Origin of the sequence: Salinicola salarius, from assembly GCF_003206135.1 — a bacterium.
GTDB classification, from domain to species: domain Bacteria; phylum Pseudomonadota; class Gammaproteobacteria; order Pseudomonadales; family Halomonadaceae; genus Salinicola; species Salinicola salarius.
This window is the reverse complement of the sequence record NZ_PZJT01000007.1, coordinates 1-26,990: the sequence shown is the minus strand read 5'-3', so window position 1 is coordinate 26,990 and position 26,990 is coordinate 1. Positions and strand designations below refer to the sequence as shown.

General features: G+C 60.9%; 33 protein-coding genes. 1 reads left to right on the top strand and 32 read right to left on the bottom strand.

Annotation, left to right across the window (positions count from 1 at the left end; all coding sequences use genetic code 11):
* Positions 1–19: 19 nt before the first annotated feature.
* Positions 20–994: a hypothetical protein gene (locus DOM32_RS17760; protein WP_157957053.1), complete on the top strand. Its 975-nt coding sequence runs from the start codon at positions 20–22 to the stop codon at positions 992–994.
* A 490-nt stretch (positions 995–1,484) separates the two neighbouring features.
* On the opposite strand, the gene DOM32_RS08955 is transcribed toward DOM32_RS17760, so the two are convergent.
* From DOM32_RS08955 to DOM32_RS08815, 32 genes are all read right to left on the bottom strand, one after another.
* Entirely contained in the window at positions 1,485–2,258 is a 774-nt protein-coding gene (locus tag DOM32_RS08955) for a DsbC family protein (RefSeq protein ID WP_167400658.1), read from the bottom strand.
* Positions 2,255–2,917: a hypothetical protein gene (locus DOM32_RS17755; protein WP_157957052.1), complete on the bottom strand. Its 663-nt coding sequence runs from the start codon at positions 2,915–2,917 to the stop codon at positions 2,255–2,257. The genes DOM32_RS08955 and DOM32_RS17755 overlap by 4 nt, the downstream gene beginning before the upstream one ends.
* A complete protein-coding gene (locus DOM32_RS08950) occupies positions 2,887–3,441 on the bottom strand; it encodes a DUF2726 domain-containing protein (RefSeq protein WP_157957051.1) in 555 nt (184 codons plus the stop codon). The genes DOM32_RS17755 and DOM32_RS08950 overlap by 31 nt, the downstream gene beginning before the upstream one ends.
* Positions 3,434–6,400: a conjugative transfer ATPase gene (locus tag DOM32_RS08945; protein WP_110633506.1), complete on the bottom strand. Its 2,967-nt coding sequence runs from the start codon at positions 6,398–6,400 to the stop codon at positions 3,434–3,436. Before DOM32_RS08945 ends, DOM32_RS08950 begins: the two co-directional genes overlap by 8 nt.
* Positions 6,400–6,894, bottom strand: coding sequence for a TIGR03751 family conjugal transfer lipoprotein (locus DOM32_RS08940; RefSeq protein WP_110633503.1), 495 nt, complete (start codon positions 6,892–6,894; stop codon positions 6,400–6,402). The genes DOM32_RS08945 and DOM32_RS08940 overlap by 1 nt, the downstream gene beginning before the upstream one ends.
* Positions 6,857–8,365 carry a TIGR03752 family integrating conjugative element protein gene (locus tag DOM32_RS08935; protein ID WP_478013357.1) on the bottom strand — a complete coding sequence of 503 codons (1,509 nt, stop codon included), beginning with the start codon at positions 8,363–8,365 and terminating at the stop codon, positions 6,857–6,859. Before DOM32_RS08935 ends, DOM32_RS08940 begins: the two co-directional genes overlap by 38 nt.
* A complete protein-coding gene (locus tag DOM32_RS08930; protein ID WP_110633500.1) occupies positions 8,362–9,219 on the bottom strand; it encodes a TIGR03749 family integrating conjugative element protein in 858 nt (285 codons plus the stop codon). The genes DOM32_RS08935 and DOM32_RS08930 overlap by 4 nt, the downstream gene beginning before the upstream one ends.
* Complete coding sequence (locus DOM32_RS08925; RefSeq protein WP_110633497.1) at positions 9,216–9,869, bottom strand: PFL_4703 family integrating conjugative element protein; 654 nt, start codon at positions 9,867–9,869, stop codon at positions 9,216–9,218. The genes DOM32_RS08930 and DOM32_RS08925 overlap by 4 nt, the downstream gene beginning before the upstream one ends.
* The gene (locus DOM32_RS08920; RefSeq protein ID WP_071232241.1) at positions 9,866–10,243 is read right to left on the bottom strand and encodes a TIGR03750 family conjugal transfer protein; all 378 of its coding nucleotides are present in this window, start codon (positions 10,241–10,243) and stop codon (positions 9,866–9,868) included. Before DOM32_RS08920 ends, DOM32_RS08925 begins: the two co-directional genes overlap by 4 nt.
* A 9-nt stretch (positions 10,244–10,252) precedes the next feature.
* Positions 10,253–10,627: a TIGR03745 family integrating conjugative element membrane protein gene (locus tag DOM32_RS08915; protein ID WP_157957050.1), complete on the bottom strand. Its 375-nt coding sequence runs from the start codon at positions 10,625–10,627 to the stop codon at positions 10,253–10,255.
* A 96-nt stretch (positions 10,628–10,723) separates the two neighbouring features.
* Positions 10,724–10,942 carry a TIGR03758 family integrating conjugative element protein gene (locus tag DOM32_RS08910; protein WP_071232239.1) on the bottom strand — a complete coding sequence of 73 codons (219 nt, stop codon included), beginning with the start codon at positions 10,940–10,942 and terminating at the stop codon, positions 10,724–10,726.
* Entirely contained in the window at positions 10,942–11,295 is a 354-nt protein-coding gene (locus DOM32_RS08905; RefSeq protein ID WP_071232238.1) for an integrative conjugative element protein, RAQPRD family, read from the bottom strand. Before DOM32_RS08905 ends, DOM32_RS08910 begins: the two co-directional genes overlap by 1 nt.
* Positions 11,296–11,456: 161 nt before the next feature.
* The gene (locus DOM32_RS08900; RefSeq protein ID WP_110633491.1) at positions 11,457–12,161 is read right to left on the bottom strand and encodes a TIGR03747 family integrating conjugative element membrane protein; all 705 of its coding nucleotides are present in this window, start codon (positions 12,159–12,161) and stop codon (positions 11,457–11,459) included.
* A complete protein-coding gene (gene traD / locus DOM32_RS08895) occupies positions 12,148–14,325 on the bottom strand; it encodes a type IV conjugative transfer system coupling protein TraD (protein ID WP_110633488.1) in 2,178 nt (725 codons plus the stop codon). Before traD ends, DOM32_RS08900 begins: the two co-directional genes overlap by 14 nt.
* Positions 14,322–14,780: a hypothetical protein gene (locus tag DOM32_RS08890; protein ID WP_110633485.1), complete on the bottom strand. Its 459-nt coding sequence runs from the start codon at positions 14,778–14,780 to the stop codon at positions 14,322–14,324. Before DOM32_RS08890 ends, traD begins: the two co-directional genes overlap by 4 nt.
* 20 nt (positions 14,781–14,800) lie before the next feature.
* Positions 14,801–15,373 (bottom strand): integrating conjugative element protein, encoded by a 573-nt coding sequence (locus tag DOM32_RS08885; protein WP_110633482.1) that lies wholly within the window; start codon positions 15,371–15,373, stop codon positions 14,801–14,803.
* 9 nt (positions 15,374–15,382) lie between these two features.
* Positions 15,383–16,129, bottom strand: coding sequence for a lysozyme family protein (locus DOM32_RS08880; protein WP_208625349.1), 747 nt, complete (start codon positions 16,127–16,129; stop codon positions 15,383–15,385).
* Between the two features lie 30 nt (positions 16,130–16,159).
* Complete coding sequence (locus DOM32_RS08875) at positions 16,160–16,876, bottom strand: TIGR03759 family integrating conjugative element protein (RefSeq protein WP_110633479.1); 717 nt, start codon at positions 16,874–16,876, stop codon at positions 16,160–16,162.
* 10 nt (positions 16,877–16,886) lie between these two features.
* A complete protein-coding gene (locus DOM32_RS08870; RefSeq protein WP_110633476.1) occupies positions 16,887–17,801 on the bottom strand; it encodes a hypothetical protein in 915 nt (304 codons plus the stop codon).
* Positions 17,791–18,414: a PFGI-1 class ICE element type IV pilus protein PilL2 gene (gene pilL2 / locus DOM32_RS08865; RefSeq protein WP_110633473.1), complete on the bottom strand. Its 624-nt coding sequence runs from the start codon at positions 18,412–18,414 to the stop codon at positions 17,791–17,793. The genes DOM32_RS08870 and pilL2 overlap by 11 nt, the downstream gene beginning before the upstream one ends.
* Before the next feature lie 332 nt (positions 18,415–18,746).
* Complete coding sequence (locus DOM32_RS08860) at positions 18,747–19,520, bottom strand: hypothetical protein (protein WP_110633470.1); 774 nt, start codon at positions 19,518–19,520, stop codon at positions 18,747–18,749.
* 84 nt (positions 19,521–19,604) lie between these two features.
* Positions 19,605–19,847 (bottom strand): hypothetical protein, encoded by a 243-nt coding sequence (locus DOM32_RS08855; RefSeq protein ID WP_110633467.1) that lies wholly within the window; start codon positions 19,845–19,847, stop codon positions 19,605–19,607.
* Positions 19,848–20,161: 314 nt separating this feature from the next.
* Entirely contained in the window at positions 20,162–20,290 is a 129-nt protein-coding gene (locus DOM32_RS18245) for a hypothetical protein (protein WP_277354944.1), read from the bottom strand.
* Positions 20,287–20,517 (bottom strand): hypothetical protein, encoded by a 231-nt coding sequence (locus DOM32_RS08850; RefSeq protein WP_035474312.1) that lies wholly within the window; start codon positions 20,515–20,517, stop codon positions 20,287–20,289. The genes DOM32_RS18245 and DOM32_RS08850 overlap by 4 nt, the downstream gene beginning before the upstream one ends.
* Before the next feature lie 128 nt (positions 20,518–20,645).
* On the bottom strand, positions 20,646–21,182 hold the full coding sequence (locus tag DOM32_RS08845) for an STY4534 family ICE replication protein (protein WP_110633464.1): 537 nt from the start codon (positions 21,180–21,182) through the stop codon (positions 20,646–20,648).
* Positions 21,183–22,045: 863 nt separating this feature from the next.
* Positions 22,046–22,435 (bottom strand): hypothetical protein, encoded by a 390-nt coding sequence (locus tag DOM32_RS17750; RefSeq protein WP_157957049.1) that lies wholly within the window; start codon positions 22,433–22,435, stop codon positions 22,046–22,048.
* A 24-nt stretch (positions 22,436–22,459) separates the two neighbouring features.
* Entirely contained in the window at positions 22,460–24,487 is a 2,028-nt protein-coding gene (locus DOM32_RS08840; RefSeq protein WP_244179867.1) for a DNA topoisomerase III, read from the bottom strand.
* Between the two features lie 55 nt (positions 24,488–24,542).
* Positions 24,543–24,962, bottom strand: a complete 420-nt coding sequence (locus DOM32_RS08835) for a hypothetical protein (RefSeq protein ID WP_110633458.1) — start codon at positions 24,960–24,962, stop codon at positions 24,543–24,545.
* Positions 24,949–25,155 (bottom strand): hypothetical protein, encoded by a 207-nt coding sequence (locus tag DOM32_RS08830; RefSeq protein ID WP_110633454.1) that lies wholly within the window; start codon positions 25,153–25,155, stop codon positions 24,949–24,951. The genes DOM32_RS08835 and DOM32_RS08830 overlap by 14 nt, the downstream gene beginning before the upstream one ends.
* Before the next feature lie 6 nt (positions 25,156–25,161).
* Positions 25,162–25,734 (bottom strand): hypothetical protein, encoded by a 573-nt coding sequence (locus tag DOM32_RS08825; protein WP_157957048.1) that lies wholly within the window; start codon positions 25,732–25,734, stop codon positions 25,162–25,164.
* Positions 25,735–25,788: 54 nt separating this feature from the next.
* Complete coding sequence (locus DOM32_RS08820; RefSeq protein ID WP_110633448.1) at positions 25,789–26,271, bottom strand: single-stranded DNA-binding protein; 483 nt, start codon at positions 26,269–26,271, stop codon at positions 25,789–25,791.
* A 109-nt stretch (positions 26,272–26,380) separates the two neighbouring features.
* A complete protein-coding gene (locus tag DOM32_RS08815; protein ID WP_110633445.1) occupies positions 26,381–26,827 on the bottom strand; it encodes a DUF3158 family protein in 447 nt (148 codons plus the stop codon).
* Positions 26,828–26,990 lie beyond the last annotated feature (163 nt).

Below are 26,990 nucleotides of genomic sequence, written 5' to 3'. Positions count from 1 at the left end.
TCATCGGCAAAAGACAGCAGTGACAACCATCACCCATGCCTTCTGTTTAGAGCTTGCCCGCATCGTCACCGTCGACGAGGCGCGGTTCGAATATCTGTCATTGAGTGGGGAAAACCGCGAGCGCTTCCACTACCTCTGCACGAACCCAGATTGTCGTCGATCCGGTGTCCGGGTTTTTGGAGTAAATGATTACCGGCCTCTGGAAGACACCGAGGTTTTCAAGGATCCACACTTCCGTAAATCAAGGGATGTGCATGTTCAAGGGTGCCCTTGGGAAGCTGAGGACGTCGCGCCTATTCAGGGTGATGGCGAGTCAGACGATGATTTTCGTCAACGTGTCGCCAAAGCCAAGGTAAGTGATTTTATCGAGCGGTTTACGCCACCCGGTTCGGAAGCGGGGAAAGATGTAGCGGGTAACAGCAGAAGTACTGATCCTTCAACGGACGAATCAAGGCGAAACACCCACCGGGCGCCATCTCAACGACACCACGAGCCAGGGATGCGCTCGACCACCGTTCTGGATCGACTAGTTACCTCTTATCGACAGGCTCGAAAGCGTCTTACATCCGACGAACTACGGTCCATACAACTTCATGTCGTCGGCATGGGCCAAATTCGGTTGGTGGATTACTTCAAGCCCCTCCGCTTCTGCTCGCTGGAAACTCGCCAGAGAGTGATATTTGGTGGAGCACGGTTCATTCGCCGCTGGGGAAAAGGTGTCGAGTTTCGCTTTTATGACAAGCTGGTTCATCGCAGAGAAGGCATAGAGCGCGAACATTATCCAGTAACACTCTACGTTTCTCCACGCCTTGTTGAGGAAGCACGGCACAGCAACTACTTCGAGGAGATCCTGAAGGAGCCAGAGAAACGGCGCTATTTCACAATTTATGCATTAGGCCATCTGACTTTTAGTGCCGAGCACGAATCTTTTTCGCTGGTAGTCGACGACCTCAAAAGCCTGTCTCTGCTCAGAGGGCCCGACAAAGAGCAGTAACTCAGTGTGATATCCAATTCATGTGCGATCAGTGAGGCCAAGTAATGAGCATCGACTGCGTCAGACACCTCAATTAAAGGATCGCATCGAATGGACTTGGGTAGCTTCAGGCGACCGGTGATCGCTATCGTGACATTCAGCTCCTGATCGCTTCCAATTAGGTCGAGAGCCAGATACTGCTCGCTGGCTCGATATGGCCATAGAACACCAGCATGAAAAGTACCCGCGTCATTGATGATCCCGCGCTGATTGTCCAACCATTTATCCAGAGGCTCGGAGCTGCTCACGACTCCGCTCGAACAGGCATTGATACTTTGATGGTAAGGCTGATGACCTTGTCTCAGCTCAAGAGGTATCGAATAACCAGGCCACTCGCGCTCAAGCGAATCCCAGTCACCCTCGAGCCACAACCTTAGAAACGTGGCCGGCTCATCATCATCGATGGCAAACTGCATGGCTTCAGTAAAAATCTGCCGCTGTCGCATCGGGTTCATGAGTTGGATCTCCTGATCGCCTCGATCAACTGCTGCGCGGGCACGTAGCCCTCCCCCATCTCACCATTGGGCAAGATGATCGTCGGAGTACCCTGCACCCCAAAACGATGTCCCAGCGCAACCCCGTCATCGACGGCTGACTGACAACTCTTCGACGGTCTGGACGTAAGAGCTTGGCCATGAAATGCCTGTGTCATGGCATCGGTAGATGATTCTGAACAAAGTACCTGAGCCAGTTGATTGGCCGCCGGAGAGTGGCTGCCGGCACGAGGAAACGGCACGTAGCGCACGGTGACGCCGGCTTGTGTCAGCTGATCGATCTCCTGATGCAGCTTCTGGCAGTAGGGGCAGGTCGTATCGGTGAAGACGGTGATGCGTCCGATCTCCTCGCCCTGGGCGGGATAATCCACCGTGCCCCCCTCCGGAATGGCACTCAGCTGGTCCAGCCGATCCTGACGGTCGTGCTGCTCTGTGACGTTGATGAGTCCATCGGGACCGTTGTCGTAAAGACTCCCCACGACCATGTGACGTCCCTGAGCGTCGCTGTAGAACGTGTCACCGTTTCGCAGCCGCACCTCGTAGATTGGTCCATCCAGATCGACCCGCCGGACGGAGTCCGTCGTCACGGGCTGGCCGTTGATTGTCAGGTCTTGCAGCGCAGCGGGAGGGGGCGTGTCCGGCACATCAGGAACCGGAATACCGGTGGCCTGCGCCGATACGGGCATCATCAGGGTCAGACCGACAGCGTAAAGCAAGTTGTGAGCTTTCATCTCAGCGCCTCCAGGCATTCATGAACGGTGTCTCCGCCGTAGGTATCAATGGTCCAGCAATCCCCCAGGGTGATCGCCGGCAGTTCGAGTGACTCGTGGATATCCAGGTAGCGACAGCCATCCCGCAATGCTTCGCTGACGTGGGCACGTCGGCTCGGCGAAAAGCCCTGTCGCTTGAGACGAGAAAACCGATTACGCCCGATCTCGGGCGTGGCGTGCCCCTCAGTGGCGAATTCGCTCTGCGCCCACCAGTTGGCGACGTCCATCGACCAGGTGTTTCCACTCCCCTCCTCGAACACCAGGCCGAGCCGGTGCGTGATCTGGAAGTGACCGGGCGGCAACGCTGAGACGTCTACGCTCCAGTGAAAGGTGACTTCGCCAGCCTTCTGCCCCCCTTGCAGCGTGATGAAGTGACCCAGGTGGCAGTCGTCGGAGCCCCCCACGAAATACAGTCGATTGGGATACGGCTGACGAAGTGTCCAGCCCGTCGCAGGAATGACGGGAGTGTCGAGCCAGCTCGCCGATACCGACAGGGTGATGTCCTCGAGCGCGACACCATCGAAGGGATCGACCTGCAGGACCGGGAGTAGATGCAGCGTGCGCGCTCTCGCGTCGAGGTTCATCGTGCTCACCGCGTCGTCGATCTGGAGTTGTGGCATGTAACCGATCCTTCTTTCGGGGTCGTGAGGTAAGGCATCAGACGCTCCTGAATATCCCGCGCGTCATAACGACCGCTGGCCGGGAAACGCAACAGCGGCACGCCCGCCGACGCGAAGGCGTCGTCAACGAAACGATCACGCCGCTTACGATCGCGACGGCGATGACTGCGGTCATCGAGTTCGATCGCGGCGAGAATTCGCCCACCGCGTGGCTCGCACACCACGAGATCGACATGCTTGGCGCTGATCAGCCGGAAGTAGCGCCACCACCGCTGATCGCGGCGATGCCGCTTGCGAAAGCGCACCTGCAGCACGTCAGCGATCCGGACTTTGCAGGCAATCAGGGCCGACGAGCCGGCGGCCCGCTGGACGGCGGCATAGAAAGCCTGCTCGGTTGGGGTGTTGAGCCGTTCCTTAGGGATGTAGGGGTAACGACGCACCCCGGATACCAGCCGTTTGAGCTGCCACAGCGTGAAGACGACGATCACCAGCACCGCCGTGATGAGGACCAACATCTCAGCCATGCGTGGACTCTCCCGAAGCCGCCGTCTCCAGGCCACGAAGCCGATCCAGTTTCTCGGCAACCATGATGGCCGCATCGAGTTCGGTGCAGCCATGCTCGCGCATGATCGCTGCCCGCTCCGCTTTCTCCTCCGGCTCGGTGCCGGCCAGCGATAGATAGAGACTGGGCGGCACGACACGGAACAGCGACTGCAGTCGGCCGCCCAGCACCACGCCTTCGGTGTACTTGCCCGACGCCTTGGTCGCCGACTCGACCAGCAGACGTTGATCGTCGGTCAGGGTCTTGAATCGGCCAACCTCAGCGATCTCGTTGGGCGGCATGTTGAGCAGCAACCACCACTCCATCATGTTGAGCATCTTGGCCGAGACGTCGGGAAAGTCCTTGACGTTCTGAGTCGCCAGCCAGAGCCAGTGGTTGAGCTTGCGCCCCATCTTGGCCACGCCGACCAGAAACGGCGCGAGAAGGGGGTTCGCCGTCAATAGGTGGCACTCGTCAATGACCTGGATGATGGGACGGCCGCTGTACTGATCGCGTTCCGCCATGGTGGTGATCATGTTGGTGATCGACATCACCGACAGGGCCAGCTGTGCCTCATAGCCGGGGTTGGCGTAGTGCGCCAGATCGATGATGGTGACGTCGCACTCCGGCCAGGCTTCACCGGGCTGGTTGAAGACCTGTCCGTCGAATCCATCACAGAACATGCCGATCCCCTCGCCCATCATGTAGGCGCGGTTACGGCGACCCTCGGGTAGATTTTCGTCCCGAGAAAGCGTGTAGAACGCCTGGCGAACGTCCTCGGAGAGGCACTGACGCCCCTCCTCGAAAGACTTCTCGGCGGCGATCATCACGGCATCGCGCACCATCCGATTATCGGCGCGCCGGTAGTCGGCTTCCTCCTTGGGATCACCGCCGGTGATCATCAGGCGCGCCATCATCTCCATCTCGCCCAGCAGGTCGCGCTCGACGTCCTCCTCGTCGGACTCGTCCGTGCCAATCGCCTCGAGCAGATCATCTGGCGTTGCGGCCGGGTCGTCCGGAGACTCCCCATAGTCCTGGCGATCGCGCACCACACGGCGCTCGCGCATTTCAGGATCCAGCAAGCGATGGGCGTCCGCGAAGGGAGGGAGCTTGGCATTCGCTCCCGGGGCGAGCTTGACCTTGTTCACCGACAGCCCCATGCGCTCGAAATAGTCGGCGAGCAGTCCGAAGCTATTGCCCTTCTCGATGATGAACAGGCGCGGCCGGCGCATCGCCACCACCTGCCCCAGCATCGAGTTAAGAGTTGCCGACTTGCCGGCGCCGGTCGGGCCGAACACGAACATGTGAGCGTTCTGCTTACGATCCAGCTTATTGAGCGGGTCGAACGTCAGTGACTCGCCCCCGCGATTGAATAAGCTGATGCCGGGATGTCCCGTGCCCCGGGCACGTCCGTAGAGGGGTGCCAGGTTGGCCAGGTGCTGCACGAAGTTGAATCGGGTGTACCACCGGTTATTGCGATCGATCTCGGGGTCGAAGTTCATCGGCAGCCAGCGCAGATAGGTATTGAGCGCGGCCACCTCGTTTTCGGGTTCGACGGGCTTGAGGTCGGCGGTGCTGAGCTGGGTCGTCAGATCCATGACACGGCGATCCAGATCCGCCTCATCGTGGCCGCTGACGAAGAACGCCAGCGCCGACTGGTACATCTTGTGATCCTTGCCAAGATACTTCCGAGCCTGTTGGCAATCCTCACGGACGTTCACCGCCAGTACGCTGTCGCCGACCGCCTTCTTAGCCAGCTGATCAATGTGGCTTTCCAGGGGCTCCTGAGGGATGGCCACGATCGTCATGCAGGCCTCGACGCCCAGTGGTAGCACGTCGAACGTGGCGTTGCGGATCGAGGTCTGGCCGCGCGAAATCTCGGCGGTCAGGTGGCCCACCTTGGGGACCTTGCGCAGTTCCTCGACCGGAATGACGCGCTGGGGCTCACCGTCGAAATACCAGAGTCCGGATCCCGCGTCCGCGCGTGGGGAGCTTGCCAGCATTCCCTCGGCCAGGTCGTAGGACCAAAGCTGGATGTCGGGATCGTCACCCGGATAGTCGAACACGTCGTAGAAACGCTGGGGGTCGTCCGGTGAGAACGCCGGGCGCGGGTTGAAGCGCGGCATCATCCACCGGTGGAAATCACGACCGTCATAGCGCCGCACTGGCAGTCCGGCGCTGGCCAGCTTTGACTCCAGCTTGCCGTAGACATGGTTGAGCAGTGCCTCCGGCGAGAGCCGCGATCGCTGCTCACCGAGTTTTGCCTTGTTCTTCCGGCTGGCCCAGCGATACAGCACCAGCCGCGTACGCCGCGTCTGACCGCGCCAGGCGGTCTGGGTGATGATGTCATCTTCGAACAGACCGTCCGGACGAGAGATCGCCTTGAAATGAGCCTCCATGCTGGCCAGCCACGCTTTCGTGTATTCGGTGTCCCGAAGATCCTCCGGGATCGCGTCACGAATGCGCTGCAGGTCTTCCCGAGGGTCGGTGTCGTCCTTGGTGTAGAGCTGGACCACCCATTGATTGGCATCCAGCTCCGGAAGGCTGTCCTGCAGCGCCGCTTCGATCTGATCGCGCACGGCCTCCAGCGCCTCGAGCGAACGGCCTTCCGAGGGTGCGGGGGTGATTTCGGCAACAATCCCCAGCGAGACGCCATCCTCGAGCAGGAAACAGCCCGATTCGGGCAGGTACTCCGACCAGGGCAGCCGACTGGCGAAGGATGGCGCGCGCTCATACTGACGCCGAATGTCGCCGAGGCTGGGCATCTTGCCGCGCGGCAACGGCATGGGCCGACCGGTTTCATCGGTCAGGAGCGCCCGTTCGTTAAGGGTTTCCTGACGACCCTCTGGAGCCTCTTCCAGCTCTTCTTCCGGGTTTACCTGGTTTACCTGGTTTCCCTTGGGTGGGAACAGGCGATTCATGAAAGCATTGAACGAGGACATCAACGCGTCCTCCCTGCCGGTCGCGCACCCTCGCCAGGCATCGCATATTGCGGCTTCTGGTACAGCGGAAAGACCGTCGAATAACCGGGCACCGGCACGCTCTTGTCGCCGGCGAGGTGCGGGTAGATGTAGATCACGAGATCCGGGTTGGGCAGGCGCGAAAACTGGCTATGAATCTCGTTGGCCGCCTCTCGGGTGTAGCGTGTGCGCTCGTCCACCATCTCGCCCGACGTGATCGGACGGCGCAACGATCCTCTTGCCGCCTCGACCGCCTGCTGACCGGTGCTGCCGGTGGCCGTTGGGCCACTCTGCTCGCTGGACCCCTGCTCCCATAACTCCTGCATGGTCATGCCGTTGGTCGGCATCAACTCATCCTTGGAAGTCGCACAGCCCGATATCAGCCCCAGGCCGACCAGGGCAAGGGCGGCGATCGAGACGCGCGCGACCGCGCGCTCTTCAGTCGAGCCCGACTGTGGTTGCGGTTGACGTGTCATAGCGCACCTTCCTCCCTTCGGTCTCGTAATCGATCGGCAGCTGCTTGTTGATGTGGATGGCCACGTTTTGACCCGGCGGCACGTAAACCGCCGCGAAGGCCTCGCCATAGAGCTTATTGACCCACTCGCTCATATCGTTGACCCCCTGACTCAGGATCTGCCCCACGGCCTGATTGCCGCTCATGGCCTGCGAGATCGAACCGTCGCTGCCGAATGAAGTGATCGAGGTTGAATCATCATCGGAGAGCATCGTCGCCGCGCTGGCGCCGGCGGCCGTCAGCAGGCCCTGGGTGCCGAGATACTGCTGCGCGTTACTGCGCCGCATGCCGCTGATACAGGGCAGACCTGCCTGGTCGCTGATCCAGCCGATGGCATTGCCACCACCAATGGACTGGTTCTGGTTGCTGCCGCCGTTACTGTCACCACCGTTCTGGTTGACGTCGTCAGGCGACGGCACGGTGCGGATCGTGCCGTCCTCGAAAACGAAGGTGAGACTGGTGATGTTTCCGCGCACACAGGAGAGGGTCCAATCCCCAGTTGCGGTACCGCTGGCGACGGCAGCTCGAACTTCAGGCAGCTCGATGCCGTTGGCCGTGAGGTTGTCCTTGCCGATCATCACCTTGAACGGGTAGGGATCGCTGACCGTGCCGTCGACCGGCACTCGACCCAGCAGCGCCGTCATCGCGAGCGAGCCCATAAGCGTCGAGTTCTCCGGGATCGTATAGACCGGCTCCACTGTCGATGCATCCGGCTCACCGGTCACTCGCGATTCAGCGGCGCTCGATGCCCGGGAAGCCAGGTCTCCTGCCGTGTCAGCGGCAGCCTTGAAAGAGGTTGGGAACGCCGGGCCATCATCGCGACTGCTACGACTCGAGCGCCCCTCCTCCTGACGGCGATCCATCGGCTCGACCCAGGCGAGATTGCCACCGCCCGAGTAGCTCCCAGATGGACCACCGCCGCCCTCGAGCCCCAGGCCGATCGGCATGTCGTCGTTGCCGGACTGGCCATCATTGCCGCTGCTGTCCTTGTCTGCCGGCACCAGACGGTCCAGGCGATTCTCGAAGCGTGACAGCAAGGACTGTTCGCTCTGCTCGCGCGCCCGTTGTTGACGCTCACGCTCCTGCTGAATCGCCTCATTCACCGATCGGTTGACGTTGGAAGCACGCTCGGCGAGACGATTGTTCTCCTCGACCAGGCTCTCCATTCTTTCCTGGTCACGTTGTCGCTGACGCTCCCAGGCATTCATCTTGCCCACCAGAGTGGCTACGGTGTCCTGTGACGAGTCACCACTGATGCCGAGGGCATCCATCTCGTCCTGTGACAGCGTGCGGGTATCGTCCTGCGCAGCCTGCTGTTGATTTTGCCCTGCCTCCTCGCCGCCACTGCTACAGCTCTTGATGACGATCAGGATCATCCCGACGACCAGAACGGGGACACCAACCTTGAGAAGCGCGTTGCCCTGCAGTTTCATGAGTCACCCCCCTGCGACAGCGGCAGTGCCTTTGCCAGGGACAGGCCATTGGTCACAATGAAGACGGTGGTGGTATCCGCCACGCTGCCTCTAGGGCCCAGCGTGGGATGCATGAAAGTGGCGCTATAGAGATCGCCCTGCAGCCAGCGCGGATCCAGCTCGAAGGTCCGGGCGGGATCTCGGTTGGTGAGTTTCACCGCCGTCACGGTCCAGCCATCGAGTTTCCATGCGGCCACCGGAGTCGCTGAGACAGGTAGCGAGGGCAACAGTGACGGCATGCTGTCCGGCAGTTGCATCGCGACCCGGTTGAGGCCCCTCACAGGCTCGATCGTTCGCGTGGGCGCGTAGAGTGACTGGGCGGCGAAACGGGTCAACACGACCGGCACGGGCGTCCCACCGGCAGACGATTCGGTGCGATCACGCCCGCCACCCTCGTTATCGGGTTCAGCCTCAGCGCTACTCGTGGCAGCCCCGGCGTTGTCATCCGGGAAAACCACCTTGATGTCCTCGTCGCTTGCCCCGCTCTCCTTGGCGGTGAGATCGAACAGCACGACTTCATTGGTCTCGACGTCCTGAATCCGCACACGCTGAGTATCGAACGCCTGACCGGCCTTGAGGTAGATCGCCCCACCCGCGCTCTGCACACGCAGCGTGTCGGGATCGGCGATTTCACGCGGAAGACCCACACGCACGTTGCGATCGAGCACGATGACTCTCTCGGTACCGACCGGCAGGTCGACGTCGAGGGGCTTGCGGTCCCAGTGCAGAATCTCCACGGCATGGGCCTGGAGCGCCGCACTCAACAGCGAGGCGCACAGGCCGCCTCTCAACAATGACGCCTTGAGGCGATTCATGACTCACCCTCCTGCTGTGGAATTTCCAGCCGCTGGGCCGGGCGGGCAAGGCAGTCGATCTGCATGCCCCACTTGTTGTTCTGTGGATCGCCCTCGGCACGTACGACTCTGATGGGAAAGCGCATGTAGACGTCGCGCACGGGCGTGCCGGCGTAGGTTTCCTTGACGGCGAGATCCAGGTTCACGATCCATTGATCCCGAGAGACGACTTCCACTGAGCCAGGTCCTGACTGCTCGTTACTGAAACCACGACCGGGAATTTCGAAGACGCTCCGCTCCCGTTGATCCAGCTCGTTGCGCTGCTTGCGATAGCGATAGTCTTCTTCGAGCTCGGCCTGGCAGGAGGGCGTCAAGAACGGTGAGTAGGCGTAGAGGTTGCGCTTGTAATCCGCCTCACCATTGGACGGCCAGCGGTTGATCTGCTGCCAGACGTAAGTGGTGAAGGCATAGACGGCGGAGGGGGGCTTTTCCCACCACTTCTGAGTCGAGCCCGTGCGCAAATCCGGTGGAATCGAGATGGTCAGATCCTTCGGGGCGCTGTACCACCCGAAGCCCAGCCCGGCGGAAAGCAAGACCAGGACGATGATGATGCCGCGCAGCGTGGTGATGTGGGCGTCACGTGCCCCCAGTGCGTTACGTAGGCGACTCATCGCAGTTCTCCTTGACTCCGGGGCTCACGCCCAAGGCGATAGGGGCTTGAGCGAGTGATGAGCGTTTCACCGCCGAGGTTGATGCCGTAGACGGCGAATCGATAGAGGATCTGGCGATAGAGCAGTGAGGGAGGACGGCCACGTCGTAGCCGACGCATGACAGTGCCGCCGACGACCAGGGCGAGTGCCATGACCGCCACGGCAACGGTAGGTGCCATGGCAGGCATCCCGAACACGAACGCCAGGACGATGCCCGGAAGCATGCCGCCGACGAAGCCCGCCACCGCCATGATGCAGACTTCCCGTAACGTCATGCCCCGAAAAACCACCGGGGCGTCGTTGATCCGTTTCGGCAGGAAATCGATGCTTGCCATGACGCCCCCTCACTGAGCCAGGATCGGTGCGGCTTCAGTGCTCAGCCAGATGATGACCAGGATCAGCACGACGCCGATGAAGGCGGTCACACCGAATTTGGTCCACTCGCCGCGCTGTCGCCCTTCGTTGAACGACGCCAGGCAGCCGATGCCGACCCAGATGAAAGCGGCGGTGCATAGCAGCAAACCAGCGAGCACGAAGCCGTCGTACATGTATCCCTGGGCGGTGGAACGAATCCCTCCACCGCCCTGCGTCGGCTCCTCGAGTGTCGGGAGATCGGCCAGGGCGAGACCCGGTACCGCCGTGCTGGCCAACACGACGAATTTTTGGCAGGTGCGGTTGAACCCACCGCCAAACCGTTGGAACAGTGATTGCAGCGACATGATGGCTTCCTCTTGAGATGGTTTGCCGACTTGGCTTTTACCCCAGTTGGGGCTTCTGCATGCCCTCATGACGAGGGTCAGGTTTGGCAATTTCCGTCAGGACAGAAACAGCCAGAAAAAAAGCAGGATCAGCAGCACTGACTTGACTGCAACGGTGGCCACGACGTCTCCGTCTACACGTCCCTTGACCCAACCGCGGTAGGCCGACATGAGAATCCACCCCGCACACAGCAAAATGGCCACACATCCCACACCGGCGATGAGCCAGGACAACTCCTGATCGCCCATGCCGGACCCCGCCTCGAACGCTTCCACTACTGCCCCCGGTCGTCGAGATAATCACCGTCGAGCGGCTGGGGTTGTCGCGGCAGCAGGCGATCCGGTGCGAGGTAGGCATCGATACCGCTGGTGATGGACTGCAGGTCACTGCGTAGTCGAGGGATGTCGAAGTAGATCCGCGTGGATTCGGGATCCGCGTTCTGCTGCCTAGCGTCGATGCGATCGACCACGACCTTGATCTGCTCGATTTGGGTCTGGATCAGTGCCAGGTCCCGGCGCTGGATCTCATCGATATCACTCGCTTGCGCAGGACATACGAAGCTGTAGCTGCTGGCGAACAGGAGGCTCGTGAACAGCGTGGGAAAGGAAAAGCGTTGGCGCACCGTCATGGTTGAGTCCCGTCGTGAGTGGTGACGACATGGGTTCATGGTCGAGGCAACGCACTCGGGGATCAGCTCAAAACGTTAAGCGAAACAGCGGGGTATTCTTGAAGGCGCAAGAGGCGCCCGATCCACCAGGTGGCGTCGGGCGATGAACGAGGGCTATTGGTTCAGAGGTACTTTTTGAAGCTCGAGGTCGCGATGGCAATCATCAGCCCAAACAGCAGGGCGCAGGGGAGCAAAAACAGGTTTGGGTGGATCGAAAACGGCAGCGACAGGTAGATCAACCAACCGGTCAGGAAAATCGGTGTCACCATGCGCTTGGCGTGGTGATAGATGAACGCCGACTCGCGCCCTGCCCCGAAGCGGCGCAGATCGCGACTCACCAGCCCATCGATGAAACCCACCAACGCGGCCATGATGAACAACGGCGATGTCAGAATCAGAATGACGCAGCGCGTGAGGGTCATCAGAGTCACGAACATGGCCGCCTGCAGGTAAGTTTTCAGCGTCCCCGCCCAACCCACGACATCGGCTCCCTGCTCAACCCAGCCTGCGATGCCAGATTTCACGAATATCCATTCATAGCAGGTGTCTACGATCATCGTGGCAAACTCGACAGGGGACGACACCAGCAGCGACTGGGAGAACTGGCTATCCAGATAGCCCATCTCGGCGAGCATGGTCTGGTGTGCGTGGTCGGAGCCTGACTGACTGAACCATTCGAAATAGATGCCGACCCACTCGATCAGCACGCTGCAGATGATCGAGATCAACACGATCCATATCAGCGTGAACGGCAGCTTGAACAACGTACCAACGAGCCCGCTGCGCTTCTTCTCGGCCCGCTGAGCCGGTGCCTCATCCCTCGCCATGACTCACCTCCCCGGCTCCGCCATCCACCACGGCGGCATCACGCTCGACCGGCTCATGCAGACTCGGCGGATTGCTGAAATCCATATGGATCGGCGGCGGCATGACGCCCGTCCACCACTGATCGCCCGTGGCGTATTTGGCGCGCATGCGACCCGCGATGTCAGCCACGTCCTTCGGCACGTCCTCGGTCTTGTCCGGCAACGGTAGCGGCATGCGGATCTTCCAGAGCTGGCCGCCCTCGAGCAGTGCGAAGGCCTGCCCCTTGGGGAGATTGATGACATCGTTGGGCGTCAGCATCTCAACGGACTCGGTGCCGATGCGGTCACCTGCCGAGGAGCTGAAGTCCTGGTCGCTATTCACGTCGGCATTGTCACTGGCCATCGACACCATCAGCCGGGTCGAGACGTTCACCTTGGCCAGCTGGTCGGTCAGCAATCGCGCGGTGCGCTCCTCGCGCACCCTCAACATGATCAGATTGTTGAAGTTGCCCACCACCTGGCCGGCCTTCGCCGTGGAGCCGATCCGCGCTTCGATGTCCGAGAGCGTCTGGGTATAGGCCGTCACCTGGATGCCGGCGCCGCCCCCTTTGTTGATCAAGGGGATGAACTCATCGCCCATCAATTCATTGAACTCGTCGCAGTGCAGGTTGATCGGCAGCTTCTGGCTCCCACCCTCCCCGGGCAGGCCATCCTCAGACCCGAATTTGTAAATGTGACCAGCGACCGACACGATGTCGGCGAACATCGAATTGCCCACCGCCTGAGCGACCTCAAAATCACTCAGCGCGTCGAGCCCAACGTAGACCACTCCCTTCTTGCGAATGATCTGCTGCCAATCGATGATCGGACGCTCGTCCTCGATGTCGTCGTAGTCCGGCGAGAGCAGCTCGGCGATCTTGCCGCTAGTCAGCTTCTCGAGCAGCGGTAGAAGCGACGCCACGATCTTGTCGAAGTAGGTCTTGTCATAGCGCACTGCAGAGAGCAAGCCATCGAGCACGGGGTCGCTCAACGATTCGATGACATCGGGCTGTTGAAGGTACTGAACGATCGCGACCACCCGCTTGTGGCGACCCTGCAGGTTACGCGGCGTGTTCTTGTCGTTGGTCTTCCCCTCGATGTCGGTGATCTGTTGGTTCGACCCTGGAAGCTGCTGCTCCAGCATCTGCTGGACGTACTGCATCAACAGCGCATCGATGTTCACCACATCAGCCAGGATCTGGCCGTAGCTAGGCCGCTCACCCAGGGCATGCCGGGCGCGTGCCACGATGTTGACGAAACGCCAGGCGAACTGGCGAAACGCGGCAGAGTTGCCCTCGCCGGAGAGCTGACCGGTCACGCGGGTCGATACTTCGGATAGGCGCGAAAAGCGCCCCACGGCGTTGTAGCGGCACGAGACTTCCGGCCAGCCCAGATGGAAGATGTAAAACTCGTCACCCCGTCCAGCCTTCTGGGCCTCGGCGTACATGCGCATCATCAGATCCGCGTCCCCCTTGGGATCGAAGCAGATCGTGATGTCGCCGCGCCGGATGTCCTGGGTAATCAGAATCTCGGCTAGACGCGTCTTGCCCACGCGGGTCGTTCCCTCCACAAGGGTGTGCCCCACCCGCTCACCGAGCGGCATCCAGACGTCGTGCTCTCGCCACTCGACGGCATGCAGCGCCGGACGCCCGCCGACCGGTGGTAGCGGCCGCACCGGATTGAGCATCGAGTCCCAGCGCAGCAGCGCGGCGATATGTTGGCCGACCGCTCCGCCCTCCATCGACTGCTCGAGACGGCGGGCGCGCTGATACCAGGGGCTCGGCTGGACGTAGCTCTTGGCAGCCGGCTGAGCCGCTTCATGCAACCGCTGGGTGTGCTGGGCATCCCATTTGAAGCCCTTGCCCAGCCACAAACTCCGGCGGCTCAAGGGCACCTTGCGCGCCGGCAACGCGAAGCGCGGCAGACGGCGCATGTTGCGGCGATAGCGCAGCACGACCCATGCCTGACGAAAGCGCCAGGCGCCGAACGCGGCAAAGCCCGCTGCCGTGGTGATGCCAACACTGGGCGCCAGTGCCAGCGACCAGGGTGCCCAGATGCACAGGACGACGCAGCCGGCGCAGATCCAGACGGTGTACAGCTCGACGGCGGGTCGCAGGAGGGATTCGAGGGGGTGATTGCTGCTCATGAAGCGGCTCCTTCCCACCAGGGCTCAAGCGGAATGCGTTCCCCACGATCAAGCCGGGATTCATGCTCATCGAAATGGGCCTGATAATGCTCGATATGCACCTCGCAGAAGCGCTCGAGTTCGGCCCTAGGGAGTCGCGGAGAGCAGATGTGTCCTGGCCCCGCTTCCAGATCGAGCAGCTGCACGTCGCCATTGTCATATTCACGCAAACCTGACCCCGTCATATCCATAGCCATGCAGACATGATCGAGCCCCTCGGCAAACTCCCCCACCATCAAGCGGATTGGTTCCTGTTCCAGCCGTCTGGCCGGCAAGTGCGGCTTCCCCTTCTCGACATAGGCGGGAGCAATGATCTGAAAAAGCTCTCCCGCACGATGAATGATATCCCCCGAACGTAACGCATCCGTCTCGACCTCTTTCCATCGATCCCAGACAAAGCAGTGAACGGTAGCCATGGATCGCTCCCCTTGTTGTGTCATTGCTCGATGCCCCGCTGGCTGATCAGTGCAGGGTAGTGTCGTAGACCGAGTCGCTCGGCCAGTCCGTCGCCCGAGACAGGACGAATCTCGAGCCCTCGGGCCGCGTCGCGCAGTGCTTGCAGAGACGGCTCATCGGTTACCTGGACGACTAGCCCCACCGCATTCATCTCGCGCAGGATGTCGCCACGCTGAGCCAGCCACTGTCGAGACAAGTCGTCGTCACCAATCAAAAAGACGGGCGTGAACCCGCCTGGCAGGTCCAGTTGACGCGGCGTCACGGTGCCGGGCGTCAACTGCTCGCTCTCGAGCGGCAGCATGTCCTGTTCCCCAAAGGGGCGGGCAGGACGCGCGTCACCCCTCAGCTGCGGTGAGTAGCCCTCTTCCTCACCGACCCCGGCGCCCTTGATTGCCACGTAGTAAGGTCGGGCCGGCTCGCCCCCGTGATCGGCGATCACGGTCAGCTGAGGCAGCCCAGGGGGGCGCTCGGCAGAAGTCTGAGCCCATGTAGATGTCGACAGCAGCGCTATCGCACCCACTGACAGCAGGCTGAGGCAGCGTGATTGTTTCATCGGGATCTCCTATCGGATTGCGATTTCGGCCATCCATGGCCGCTGCTCTGGCGTTACCCAGGTGACGTCGGTATCGGGGGTACGCGGGCCTGGGGTCACCCAGGTCAGCGCCTCATCCGACGCAGTTGAGTGGTCACTTTCCACTGACGCTAGTGCTGGTCGATGGGATCGCTTCGAGACCGGCGTCTGGCGTGCCGCCATGAGCGCCGGCGAGTCAATTTCTAGAGAGGGGGATGTGCCGAGCCGAGCCAGCTCCTGACTCACTACGGCGCGGTAGCGCTCGGCGGGACGGCCACCTGCTGGACGGTGATAGCGACCGGCAGCGATCAACCAGTCACCGGCATCATCGAAGTGAGCGCGTATGAGTGCCGCCGCTTCATCGAGATTGGCGTAGGGATTCAGCCCCTCGCAGGGATCCGCGAAACGCTGGCCAGCGCCGAACAATTGCGGCTGCCAGCGCACGTTGAGCTGCGCGATCCCCACGTCGACGATCTGCGTCGTCTCGAGCGCGTCGGTCAACGCCCGGCACGCGGAGGTTCTATCGCCGAAGCGCATCGACTTGCCGGCGACATTTAACGTCCAAGGCCAGGGGCGACGCCCCGCGTCGAGACTCACGACCGACTCGGCGCTAGCCACGGCGTAGAGCACCGCCGGCGGTACACCATGATCCTCGGCGGCGACCACATAGGCTGATGGGATGTCGGGTTGCTCGGCATGAGCCAGGCCGGCAACTACCGCCGTCACCAGGCCAGTCATTGCAGCTTTCAACGCGCGCGAGATCATTGCTTAGCCCCTCGGCGCGACACGCGGCAGTTCACTGCTGTCGACGTTCAGCGAGCCACCATGGTTGAGCGTCACCGTGCCGGCACGCACTTTCGCCGGTGGGATGCCGACCTGAGCCGCCCAGCTGCGAATGCGATCGTCGTCTCCGTTGGAGTCCAGGACCCAGATGTCCATGGCCGCACCACTGTTCAGCAGACGCTTCACGGTCGCATCGCATTGGTCACACCCCTCGGTGGCCACCACCACATTCAGGCGCTGGCTGGATGCCGATGGGTTGCTGCCGAACACCGATCGGGTCGCGTCTTCACCATCTCTTGTGGAGAATGAATTGACCGGCATGTCGTTGGGATAAAGCCGCTGCCAGGCGTCGTCGTAGGCGCGTTGAAACGCGAGTTCCGCCTCGACGCGGGCGCGCTCGGTTTCAACCAGCTTCTCGGCGTACTTCTGACGCTCGGCCTGACTGCGAGCTTCCAATCCCAAGGCGGTCAGCGGATCCAGATCGGGAGACCAGGTGCCACGGGGCCCCTCCATGATCGACTCATAGCGTCGATACTCTTGCTGGTTCAGGCCCCAGGCCTCGGCAGCCCGTTGGCTGCTCTGCTCCAGGCGCGTCTGATCGATACGCGTCGACTCGCTCTCCTGCCCTTCCTGAGCCCACACGGGCAAGGCCGTAAACAGCAGCAGCGCGGTAGCCAGGCGTCGATTGCGATTCAGCGTCATGGGGCTCTCCTCAAGGAACCGGGACGACCACGGTCTGGCCGTTGATGGTGAACGCCGCCGAGTGACCCTCGATCGACGACAGATGCCACTGCCCGATGTTCTGCCCCTCACCGACCAGACGCAGATCGCTCAAGCGCCCGGCAGCCCCGGATGCCACAGCGAGATAGCTGCGCCCGCCGCGCAGCTCGACGCCCGACACCGAGAACGGCGGTGACGGCGGCTCGGGTTGACGTCGTGTCTGACGTTGAGAGCTTGGCTGGCTTTGCTGGGCACTGGTCTTCTGGCTGGCTCGGAGCTTGCGCACCTCCTCGATCGACGACTCGAGCGACTGCTCTTTTTCCTGCGCCGCACTGAATCGCACGTCCACGGAGCTGGAAAGCTCATCGAGGCGATGGGAGAGCGCCTGGACGCGCTCGGGCAATGCCTGCAGCGGCGAATCCTGTCGGCTCGTCTCGAGATCGTCGAGGCGTGACGCGATTTCGCCAAGGCGGTTGCTGGTGCCCTCGGCCTGACTACGCCGCTCGTCCTGTCCGCTCTGCAGCTCTTCGACTCGCACGCGCAGTTGGTCGATGACCTGCTGCTGAGACTGCAACCGAGACTCCAGTGTCGGTCCCTCCGGCTCCGAACCGGCAAATAGAACGAAATAGATGAGCCCCAAAACAGCGAGAATCCCGAGCCCCAGGAACGTCAGTCGCAGCGGGCTCCAACGTCTGCGACTCTCTGCGTAGGGGCTATAATTTGGCGCCTCGTGACCGGTTTCCTCGCGGTTGGCGTCACTGAAGTCCTGTCTGTCGTCATCATCGTGATGAGAGAACGAGGGTTCGCGACGACCGACGCTTCCCGTATCCGCATCGACTGGCGCTTCCGATCGAGGCTCCTGCTCCGGATCACCGGAATCGACGGGCCGCTGGCGATCATCCGTCATGACCGGTCTCCTCGATCAGTCGCTGATCGCGTACCTGGTAGCAGATGGTTCGCGCGATGGGGTCGGCCTGAACCTCGAAAGCACTACCGGCGAGAACCTGCAGGGCCTCGCGAAGTGGCATCGGCCCCAGACGGAAATGCGCCGCCGGCAAGGGTCGGCTGTAAAGCAGCTGCTGCGGTTCACCCTGGGGAGCACAAAGGCTGTAACCGGTGTGCTGCAGGGTGTAGCGCAAGCCATCCTCCACCGATGGGCTCATGGAGGCAGGGATCGAGACATTGACGGTCTGCTCGAGGAGGTTGCGCTGCTGCAACGTCGCGTTGGCCGTGACCAGGGCATAGCGCCCGCCTCGCATCACCTCGACTCGTGACGCATCTCGATCACGGTAGACGTCAGGCTCGACCTCGTGGGTGGGCTGATCCAGACCGGTGGCCACGACGCGGGCATGATGCCCTTCCTTGTTTCCCGCAAGGGCCATCTTCTCGGCGTTGGGATAGTCGGCGGCCAGGCGCTCGCTCTCGCTTGGCTGCTGGGATGGTGGCTGATGCGCGCAACCGGCGAGCAGCGCAATCAAGAATGCTAAGGGGACGACACGGGTTTTCTGGAAGGGATACATCGAGTTTGGCCTCGCGCGGGGGAACCTGAATGATCGTGATCGGGTTCACCGTGCCGAAGGCCGAGGGTACTCGCGACGGGAAATGTTAATTGCACCAGCAGGGCTTTTGGGATCGGTCGGCGATATCACCCACAAGGGATCATCGAAGCCTTGAGCTATTTCTTTCAAGGGCTCTATCTATTGGCCCCATGATGCGCGCCAGGGACGATACGACCCCAGGAACACCGGCGAGGATGCCGTCGGGCAAGGACGCCACCTCACCGTCGGTCCGGAGCACTTTCCATCCTGGCTGACAGCCAAAAAAAACGCCCCGGAGGGCGTTTAGAGGTGAATCATTGGAAGTAGGTGGAAAACGACTTTAGGATCTCGTCGTTGAGTGACGCGCCCAGCCTGCCAGCGCAGTAGATCAGCGCACTCTGCTGATCAGGCCGGTCGGCGATCCACCTTGCCTCGCCAGACCCTTTATCGCGTCGAAAGATCGACCAGCTGGCCGACTCGAAGGGATGCGGGCGATAGCCGATCTCGAAACAGTCGTCCGGCCGGAACTCGTTACAGACCACGACATCGACTGCATTGGGGCCATAGCCCAGGATCCGCATCAGCGGAAGCCCATGACCGCATGCGGTCATTCCGATCGTGTCGAGCACATGACCATGCCATCGACTCCCCCTGGCAAACCGTTGCGCAATCGATGCCACGGCCTCGGCATCCGATCGAAACGGGCCATTGGCGCGGGCCACGACGGCATAGGCGCCATCCACGACATCCAGATACCATCCCTCGTGTTGAGGAAAGAATATCGGCCAGCCAGCATCGGCCAAGGATGTCGCCAGGCTTGCCGCCGTGTCCGAGTCCCACTCGGGTCGTGACAACTCGGCACGAAAGCGCCGAATCAGAACGTCTCGAGCATCCTGGTGGTCAGCGGTACCGCCGAGGTTGAGTTCCTCGCAAAGCTTGTCGATGTTGACCACATCCAGACCCTCGCCCCCGATATCCTGAATCGCATCGGGTATGTCCCATCCGGACGTGCGCTGTAACAGCCTCAGCGCGGCCAGAATGACATCGACGTCTTCTTGGGCCAGCTGATAGGAGAAAGTGTCGCTCATGGGATTGCTCCTTCGTGTATCGATTGGAAAGGAGCCACCCCCTCGGGGCCTGGCCCCGAATGGGTGAGTGGTCTCGGTAGAGACTTAGATCAGCGTGACCCGCGTCATCGGACGAGTGGCGAAAGCGTCAAGCGCCTTCTCGGGTGAGTCACCGGAGAAGGGCCGACCCAACGTATCGAATACGATCCAGGGACCGTGGCCATGATCACGCTCCATGTCGTATGCCAGGCGCAGATACCCGATCGGGCAAGCTGGCCAGGCAGAAGCGCCCTCGTAGACACTGTGTGAATCACCGGCCGAACCGGGTTGCAGGCAGTAGGGTTGCATGTGGATGGCTCCTTGAGAGAATGGAGCCATCCCACCGGGAAATGGCCCCGGGTGGGAGAAGAAACGTTAAGTCCGTCTGGCGACGGCGCTATCTGGAAGCGTTTTGGCAGGTCTGTGCTGCCGAAACGAAAACAGCCTCCCGAAGGAGGCTGTCATGACGTGTAAGAATCTGTCTGGATCAGCGTTTTCGTCACGCTTCCAACTTGCGATGCACGTAGTAGGCATAACCGCCGGCAATCGACATCGAAACGGTCAGAACGACAAAAATCGTGCCAAGCAGCAGAGTCGCAGAATTCATCAGGCATCAGCTCGCATCAGTGATGCCGATGTTTCTGGCGTTTTTGCAAATCCTTGAGTACCAGCCAGGCATAACCCAAACCACCGACCGAGAGGATCAGGAAGGGGGCCATCACGGCTGCAAACCGCAGGAATTCATCGTTCATTGGCCATCAGCCTCCTTGGCTGCGTCAATGGTTTGATTGATTCTAACCCTCAATACGACAGCGACCAATACCACGACAGTGGCAATACCCCCACCCAACACCGCATAGGCGAGTTGAATCTGGTGGGCAATGACACCGCCAAGTATGCAGGCCGCTACGATGGTTGAGGCGATGCGCTCGATTGCCTCGGCGATGGCAAGGCCTAGCGCGTGGTTTTTCTGCTTCATAGGCGTATCTCCAGAATATCGCACCGAGATACACCGCCCGATCGGGGAGTGAATCCCCGGCCGGGTGGAATGAAAACAGTCACTGACGGGAAGCGAGCTTCCCGATCAGTGAGGTAAGTGAGGTGAAATCAGATGACCGCTTCGGCGGCGCCGACTGATCCGCTGACAACGGGTTGGGCAGGCGCATCGGTTCCCTGCGACGCTGTTTCGCCAGCCTGGGCACTGGTGGGGGTCCACGCGGTTTCGTCACGCCGTGGCGCTTCATAAACTTGGTCGCCGTCCACTTTGGCCCAATTGACGAACAGAAGACGCGCCTTGAGGCTCACGGCTGTTTCACCAGCGCGATCGCCCCTGGTCCGCGTGAACAGATCGGGATAGAGATCGCCGAGTTTGAAACCGATCAGGATCTTAGGCTCGTTGGCCCCTTTCTCCTTGCGATCGGCCACGGTTGCGGCGAATTTCTTGACCAGTTTCTCCGCTTCGGCTCCACTGACGCGGCAGTCGAAACGGCGATACTCGACATCATTGGCAGGACCATTCAACGCGGATATGTCGCAAGCCCAGAAGGCATCACCACGCTTGGGCGTGATCTTGCGGATCCGATTGACGTAGCCAACGCCAGTGATATGGAGATCGAAGAACTGGTTATCGGTCGAGTTGGACATGGTGTTACTCCTTGGATCGAGGCACAGGAATCCAGGAGACACACCATCCGCATCGGGGAAAGTGTTCCCCCGGATGGGTGGTTCGGCGCGAGGCCGAGTATTCGGAAGTGGCATCCAGCTCAGATGAGCGCCGTCTTTCAGGATGCGTTAACGGCTTCGGGAATTGCCCGAAGGCAAAAGGCATCACTGATGACCGTCAGTGACCAGCGGCTTACATCGACAGGATTACGCCACTTCTTCACGGCGTCAACCCCAAATCTCGATCGTCAATCGCAAGCCGGGGCAGCGAACACTCGCCGCCTCGCCTTGGGATTGAGGACCAGCACTGCGCGTCCAGTCGGCTACCGATACCGGCTCGGGTAGCAAGTATGAATCAGCCATTATGCCGGCCATCGGCCATGCCCCTCGTAGTCATGGTGACGATTGCCGCTGCATCCGGTCCCGAATCATGGCGATGGACCGATACGGTTGTGCGCGGATCCCCGCACAAAGGGAGCCCAAGGGTCAGGCGGTGGGCGCCGCCACGGTGAAGCAAAGTCCAACCGGCCAGCGAGGCACCTGTGACGAGATGCCTGGCTGGCCGGTCGAAATGGGCTTGAAGAAATGGTCGACGACCGGTCGACCTGAAACATAGGGAACCTGGAACCCGCATACACGCCAATGTAGTGCAAGCGGAGCCTGCGAGGGGGTGCGCTCTTTCGCCAGGTGATAGCGCTTTGGGTTCGGACTCAAGGAGAGTCCAAAGGGACCAACTGATGACCGTCAGTTGGCAACGGGGTGCAAGAGCAATTATCGAGGAGTATTAGCGATCTGGCAAGATGGCAAGCTTCTCCAGCCCCTCATCCATGAGGCAGATGTGAACATCAACTATCTGCGACCGGAAGCGTTCTAAGACACTCACTGAAGCGCTTCGTGGCTGTGGACGCTAGCAGATCATCCGCATTAGAAGCAGGTGACGCCGTCACTAGCTCCCGATAAGTTTCCTTTGCGATCTCAGAGAGGCGATTGAAATCCGCAAAAGAGACTTTCAAGCCACTGTTCTCGAGATTATCTGACAACGCTTTAAGAACCGCGCCTGCTGCTTGGTCCCAAGTTCTGAATCGCTCTCCCGATGCATTACTGACGGCTTCACCCGCATAGACCGCAGCCTTACATGCTGTTTTGACATCACTATCACCCAGCGTTGAAGCGTTTGCACTGTTCCACGTCAATAAAATTGACAATAAGGTAACTGCCGTATAACCCCGTTGCATAAATATCCCCTGAGATTAAGCCTATCAGCGCTTGCGATGAGTTTTTCTTTTTACACCATATTGCGCTAAGGATTTTACTCCATCGCAGTCGGGATAGCGGGAGCAGGACCAGAAGGGACCATTGCTACTCTTGCGCTTGCGCATCTTCGCCTGGCACTTGGGACAGGTCTCGCTCGGTGCTTCGGGGAGATTCAACTGGGGACGCTGAAGCGCGATACCAATGAGCTTGTCGAGCAAGGTGCTTTGACGCTCCATGAAATCCTCCAGCGTCATCGCCCCCTCGGCGACCTGATCCAGCGCCTGTTCCCAGAGGGCTGTCATCCCCGGGTTGCTGATCTGAGGCGGCAATGCCGCGATGAGCCCCTGGCCGACCGGTGTCGAGACGATCGTGCGCCCTTCTTTCCGGATGAAACCACGCTTGAGCATCGTCTCGATGATGCCGGCGCGTGTCGCCTCGGTACCGATGCCGGCACTCTCGCGCAGTCGCGCTCTTAGCCGCTCATCTGTGACGAAGCGAGCCGCGTTCTTCATCGCCGAGATCAGTGTGCCCTCGGCGAAGGGCTTCGGCGGCTGGGTCTGACGATCCCTCACCAGTAGATCCTGTACCGAACAGCTCTCCCCCTGACGGAGAGGCGGGAGCACCTGCGCGCCGGAACCTTCTTGCTCCTCGTCGTCACCGTCCTGCCCTTTGCCCTTCTCTCGGGGGAAGAGCACCTTCCAACCCTCGACCTGTACCTGTCGGCCAGACGCGACGAACGTCTCGCCGGCGAGATCCAGCCTCGCATCGGTCTGATCGTACTCGTGCGCCGGCAGGAACTGCGCCAGATAGTGCCGACGGATGAGATCGTAAACCCGGAACTCCTCATCGCTCATCCGATCGATACGGCAAGGCGCCGTGGTGGGGATGATGCCGTGGTGAGCCGTGATCTTGCTGTCGTTCCAGACGCGACTCTTGAGCGTCTGGTCCAGTCGACCGATTACCGGGGAGAGCTTCTCATCCGAATGCAGGAGCGCCGTCACGACGGCCCCGACCTCGGACAGCATCGATGTCGGCAGATAACGGCAATCGGTACGCGGGTAGCTCGTGGCCTTGTGTGTTTCGTAGAGGGACTGAGCGATGTCGAGCACCTGCTGGGCACCGAAGCCGTATCGCTTCGAGCACTCCTGCTGCAGCGTGCCGAGATCCATCACTAGCGGCGCCGACTCTTTTTTTCGTGACGTATCGATGGCCGCGACAGCCGCCGCCGCACCCTGGCATCGGGATGCGACCGTTCGCGCTGCTTCAGAATTGACGCATCGCCCCTCCTCGTCGAGCCAGTCAGCGTTGGCCGGCAGCCACTTTGCCTGGAACGAACCTCCTTGCGCCTGCAGGTTTGCCGCCACCTCCCAGAACGGTTTGGGAACGAAGTTCGCGATTTCCTGGTCGCGTCGGACGACCAGCGCCAGCGTGGGGGTTTGCACCCGGCCGACCGACAGGACGCCCTGATGACCCTGCTGCTGAGCCAGCACCGAGAAAGCGCGGGTCAAATTCATCCCAACCAGCCAGTCCGCGCGGGATCGGCCCAGTCCCGCCTGATACAGCGGATACGTCGCCTCGCCCGGCCGGATATTGGCCAGCGCCTTGCGAATGGATGCCTGATCGAGCGCAGACAGCCAGAGGCGAGAGACGCGCCCCTGATAGCGGCAGGCGTCGAGAATCTCGCGACCGATAGTTTCGCCCTCCCGGTCGGCATCGGTGGACACCACCACTTCACTGCACTGCTTCAGCAGTCCCTGAATCACCTTGAACTGCTTACTGGCATCCTTGCGCACCGTGTTTTTCCACTGCGCTGGACGGATCGGTAATGACTCCAGCGACCAGCGCTTCAGCTCGGGATCGTAGGCTTCAGGAGGGGCTTGCTCGAGGAGGTGGCCGAAGGCCCAGGTCACGACGACTCCATCGCCCTGGAGACAACCATCGGCTTTACGGGTCGCCCCCAGAACCGCGCCAATATCACGCGCCTGAGAGGGTTTTTCGCAGAGAAACAAACGGGACATGACACCGGGCCTCACAGAATGGGTATGGCCTCAGCGTGACGGGCTGGATCAGGGGATTCAGCGGGGAATGTTAATCGAGCTGGAGCAGGTAATGCGTATCATCGATGATCCAGGCTTCCGCGTTGCCATGGGCTGCACCGCGCGTGTTGTCCTCGGCTACGCAGGCCACCTCGGGGTGCCGTGTCAGTGTCAGAGCCAATCGCCGAGCCAGCGATCCACTGAATGGAATGTCAGCATCAAGCCAGAACCACTGCGCCGTGGACGCATCGTCGATCGTGATGATCTCACCGCTGAACCAGCGCATCGGGATGAGGTAATTCCCCTGACCGGGCTTGAGAATCGTCGGCTTGAGCAACGTGCCGTCGGGAGCAAAACGGCAATCGACCGCGTGATCGATGACAGCCTGAATGTCCGATTCGATCCGCGGGCGACGTCCCGGGATGGGCCGAATGAAGAACCGCTGATAGACCGCTGCCTCAGTCTCTTTCATCCTTGAGTATCCCTAGGTCGATCCACTCGACGACCGTCTCGTCGCTGATTCCATACTCTCGCATCAATGCCTTGAGCTGAAGACGAAACTCGACGACCCGGCCGGTCTCTTGCGTGTCGTCGAGTTCCCGCAGCATGTTGCCCAGCTGTTCGTCCAGACTCCAACCATCCTTGATGGTGAAGAAGTTGGGCATGAGCGATCAGTCCAGCGCAGCGTTCAGGCGCTGTGTCAGCGCAGACTCCATGGCATCCCCGTCATACAGAGTTCGCTTGTCAGCAGGTGCCCAGCTGTAGTGGATGCGCGAGCCCGCGCCGCTCTTCTCAATCTGAACCCGCTGCAGAATCGAATAGCGTGTTCCACCAAGGGTCTGCCGACCGTAATCGCCGAGATTGTAATAGGCCCCCGGTGTGCGGTCGTGCTTCCAGGCCACATCACCCATCTGCATTTTGGCCGCCGTGCTCTCCGGGCTCTCGAAGTCGTTAGGGGAGCGGAATCCCATCGCCGACTTGATCCGAGCATAGGCGGTATCCACATCGATGCGGGAATCGATGTCGACGGAACCACTCTGGCTACCCAAGCTGTTCGCATCGACTGTCTGCCCCTCGGCATTGGTCGCCACCTTCTGCGGCGTCTCGCTGGGATCGTAGTTCAGCGGTTCACCCGTGACCGGATTGTCGAAACAGGTGACACAAACACCGTTCGAGTAATAGTGATCCTGCGCCGCGCAGCCGGCCAACGCCACCATCCCCACTGCCACCACCCAATGCCTCATCCCACCACTCCTTGTTTGCCTCATGTTGAATCGCCCCTGATGCCGTAGATCCGCTCACCCCAGACCGTCCGAACCCGTGCTCACCGGATTGTCCCATTCGCCATCTGGTCCAGCGGACTTGGAATACGCCCCCTGTTGCGAAGGCGGCTGACGAGGTGTCTGCTGTCCCTGCGCTGGCTCGAGCACGACCTGGGCGATGCGGAACGGCAGGATGCCGATGCGAACGGCCTGCACCTTGAACTGCGACCGGCTGTTGCCCTCATTGTCCTGCCACTCGTCCAGCACCATGCGGCCCGACACCATGACCCGCATGCCCTTTTGGTAAAGCTGCGCCCACTGCTCGACATCGCGATGCCAGATTTCGACGTTCGCCCAAAAGCCACCCTTGTCGACATTGCCGGTATCGGTGGGCACCGGATTGTCGAAGCGGACATTCAGCCGCATGACACCACGCGGTGGCTGATTGCCGTTGGGGGAGAACATTTTCACTTCCGGATCGGAGCCGATGTTCCCCTCTCCCATGAAATGCGTGCTCATACGAACCTCCTGAATCGAATGGATGCCCGACTACAGTGGCGGCGAGCGGCAAAGGTCGTCAGCGGGAAACGTTAAGGCCGGCGGCGTACCATTTCCGTCAAGAGGAGCGTCAGACCATGGCCTCGACTTCATCGAGATCGTTGAGCAAGCGATTCAGGCGATCGACCTGGCGTGTGGCCGCCGCGATTTTGGCGTTGAAGATTGCGCGCTCGGTCTCGATCTCGACCAGTTGACGTTTCATCCCTACCGACACGTCGCCGTACTGGAGCACGGCTTCGAGAAGGCGTCGCCCCATCTGGGTCTGCGCCTTGTCGCGCCATTGCACTGCGCGAACTCGTCCCCCGCTGTTGTTGTGCGGTTTGAGCCAAAGCCCCGCCTGAACCACCGTGCGGTTGTAGTGGTTGGCAAAGTCCGCCGCCTCTTGCCACAACCGACGACACTCCGCATCCAACTCATCCCGAAATCGAAGAATCTCCCCTTTACCCTTAAAGGGTTTTAAAAGGCCCTTTGCGTACTGATTCAGTGCAAAGTCCTGACGCTGTTCCAGTGCAGTCATCGCGTTCACGGTCCTTTCCTGTTCTCGTTGCAGATACTTGGTTGGCCCACCGATCCTGCGGGAAGTGATTCCCCCGGAATCACCCCGGCCTGGTCTCGCTGAAGTGATGGCAGTGCCATCACCCTGGCCTGATCTCGTTGGAGTGATTCCAGTGGAATCACCC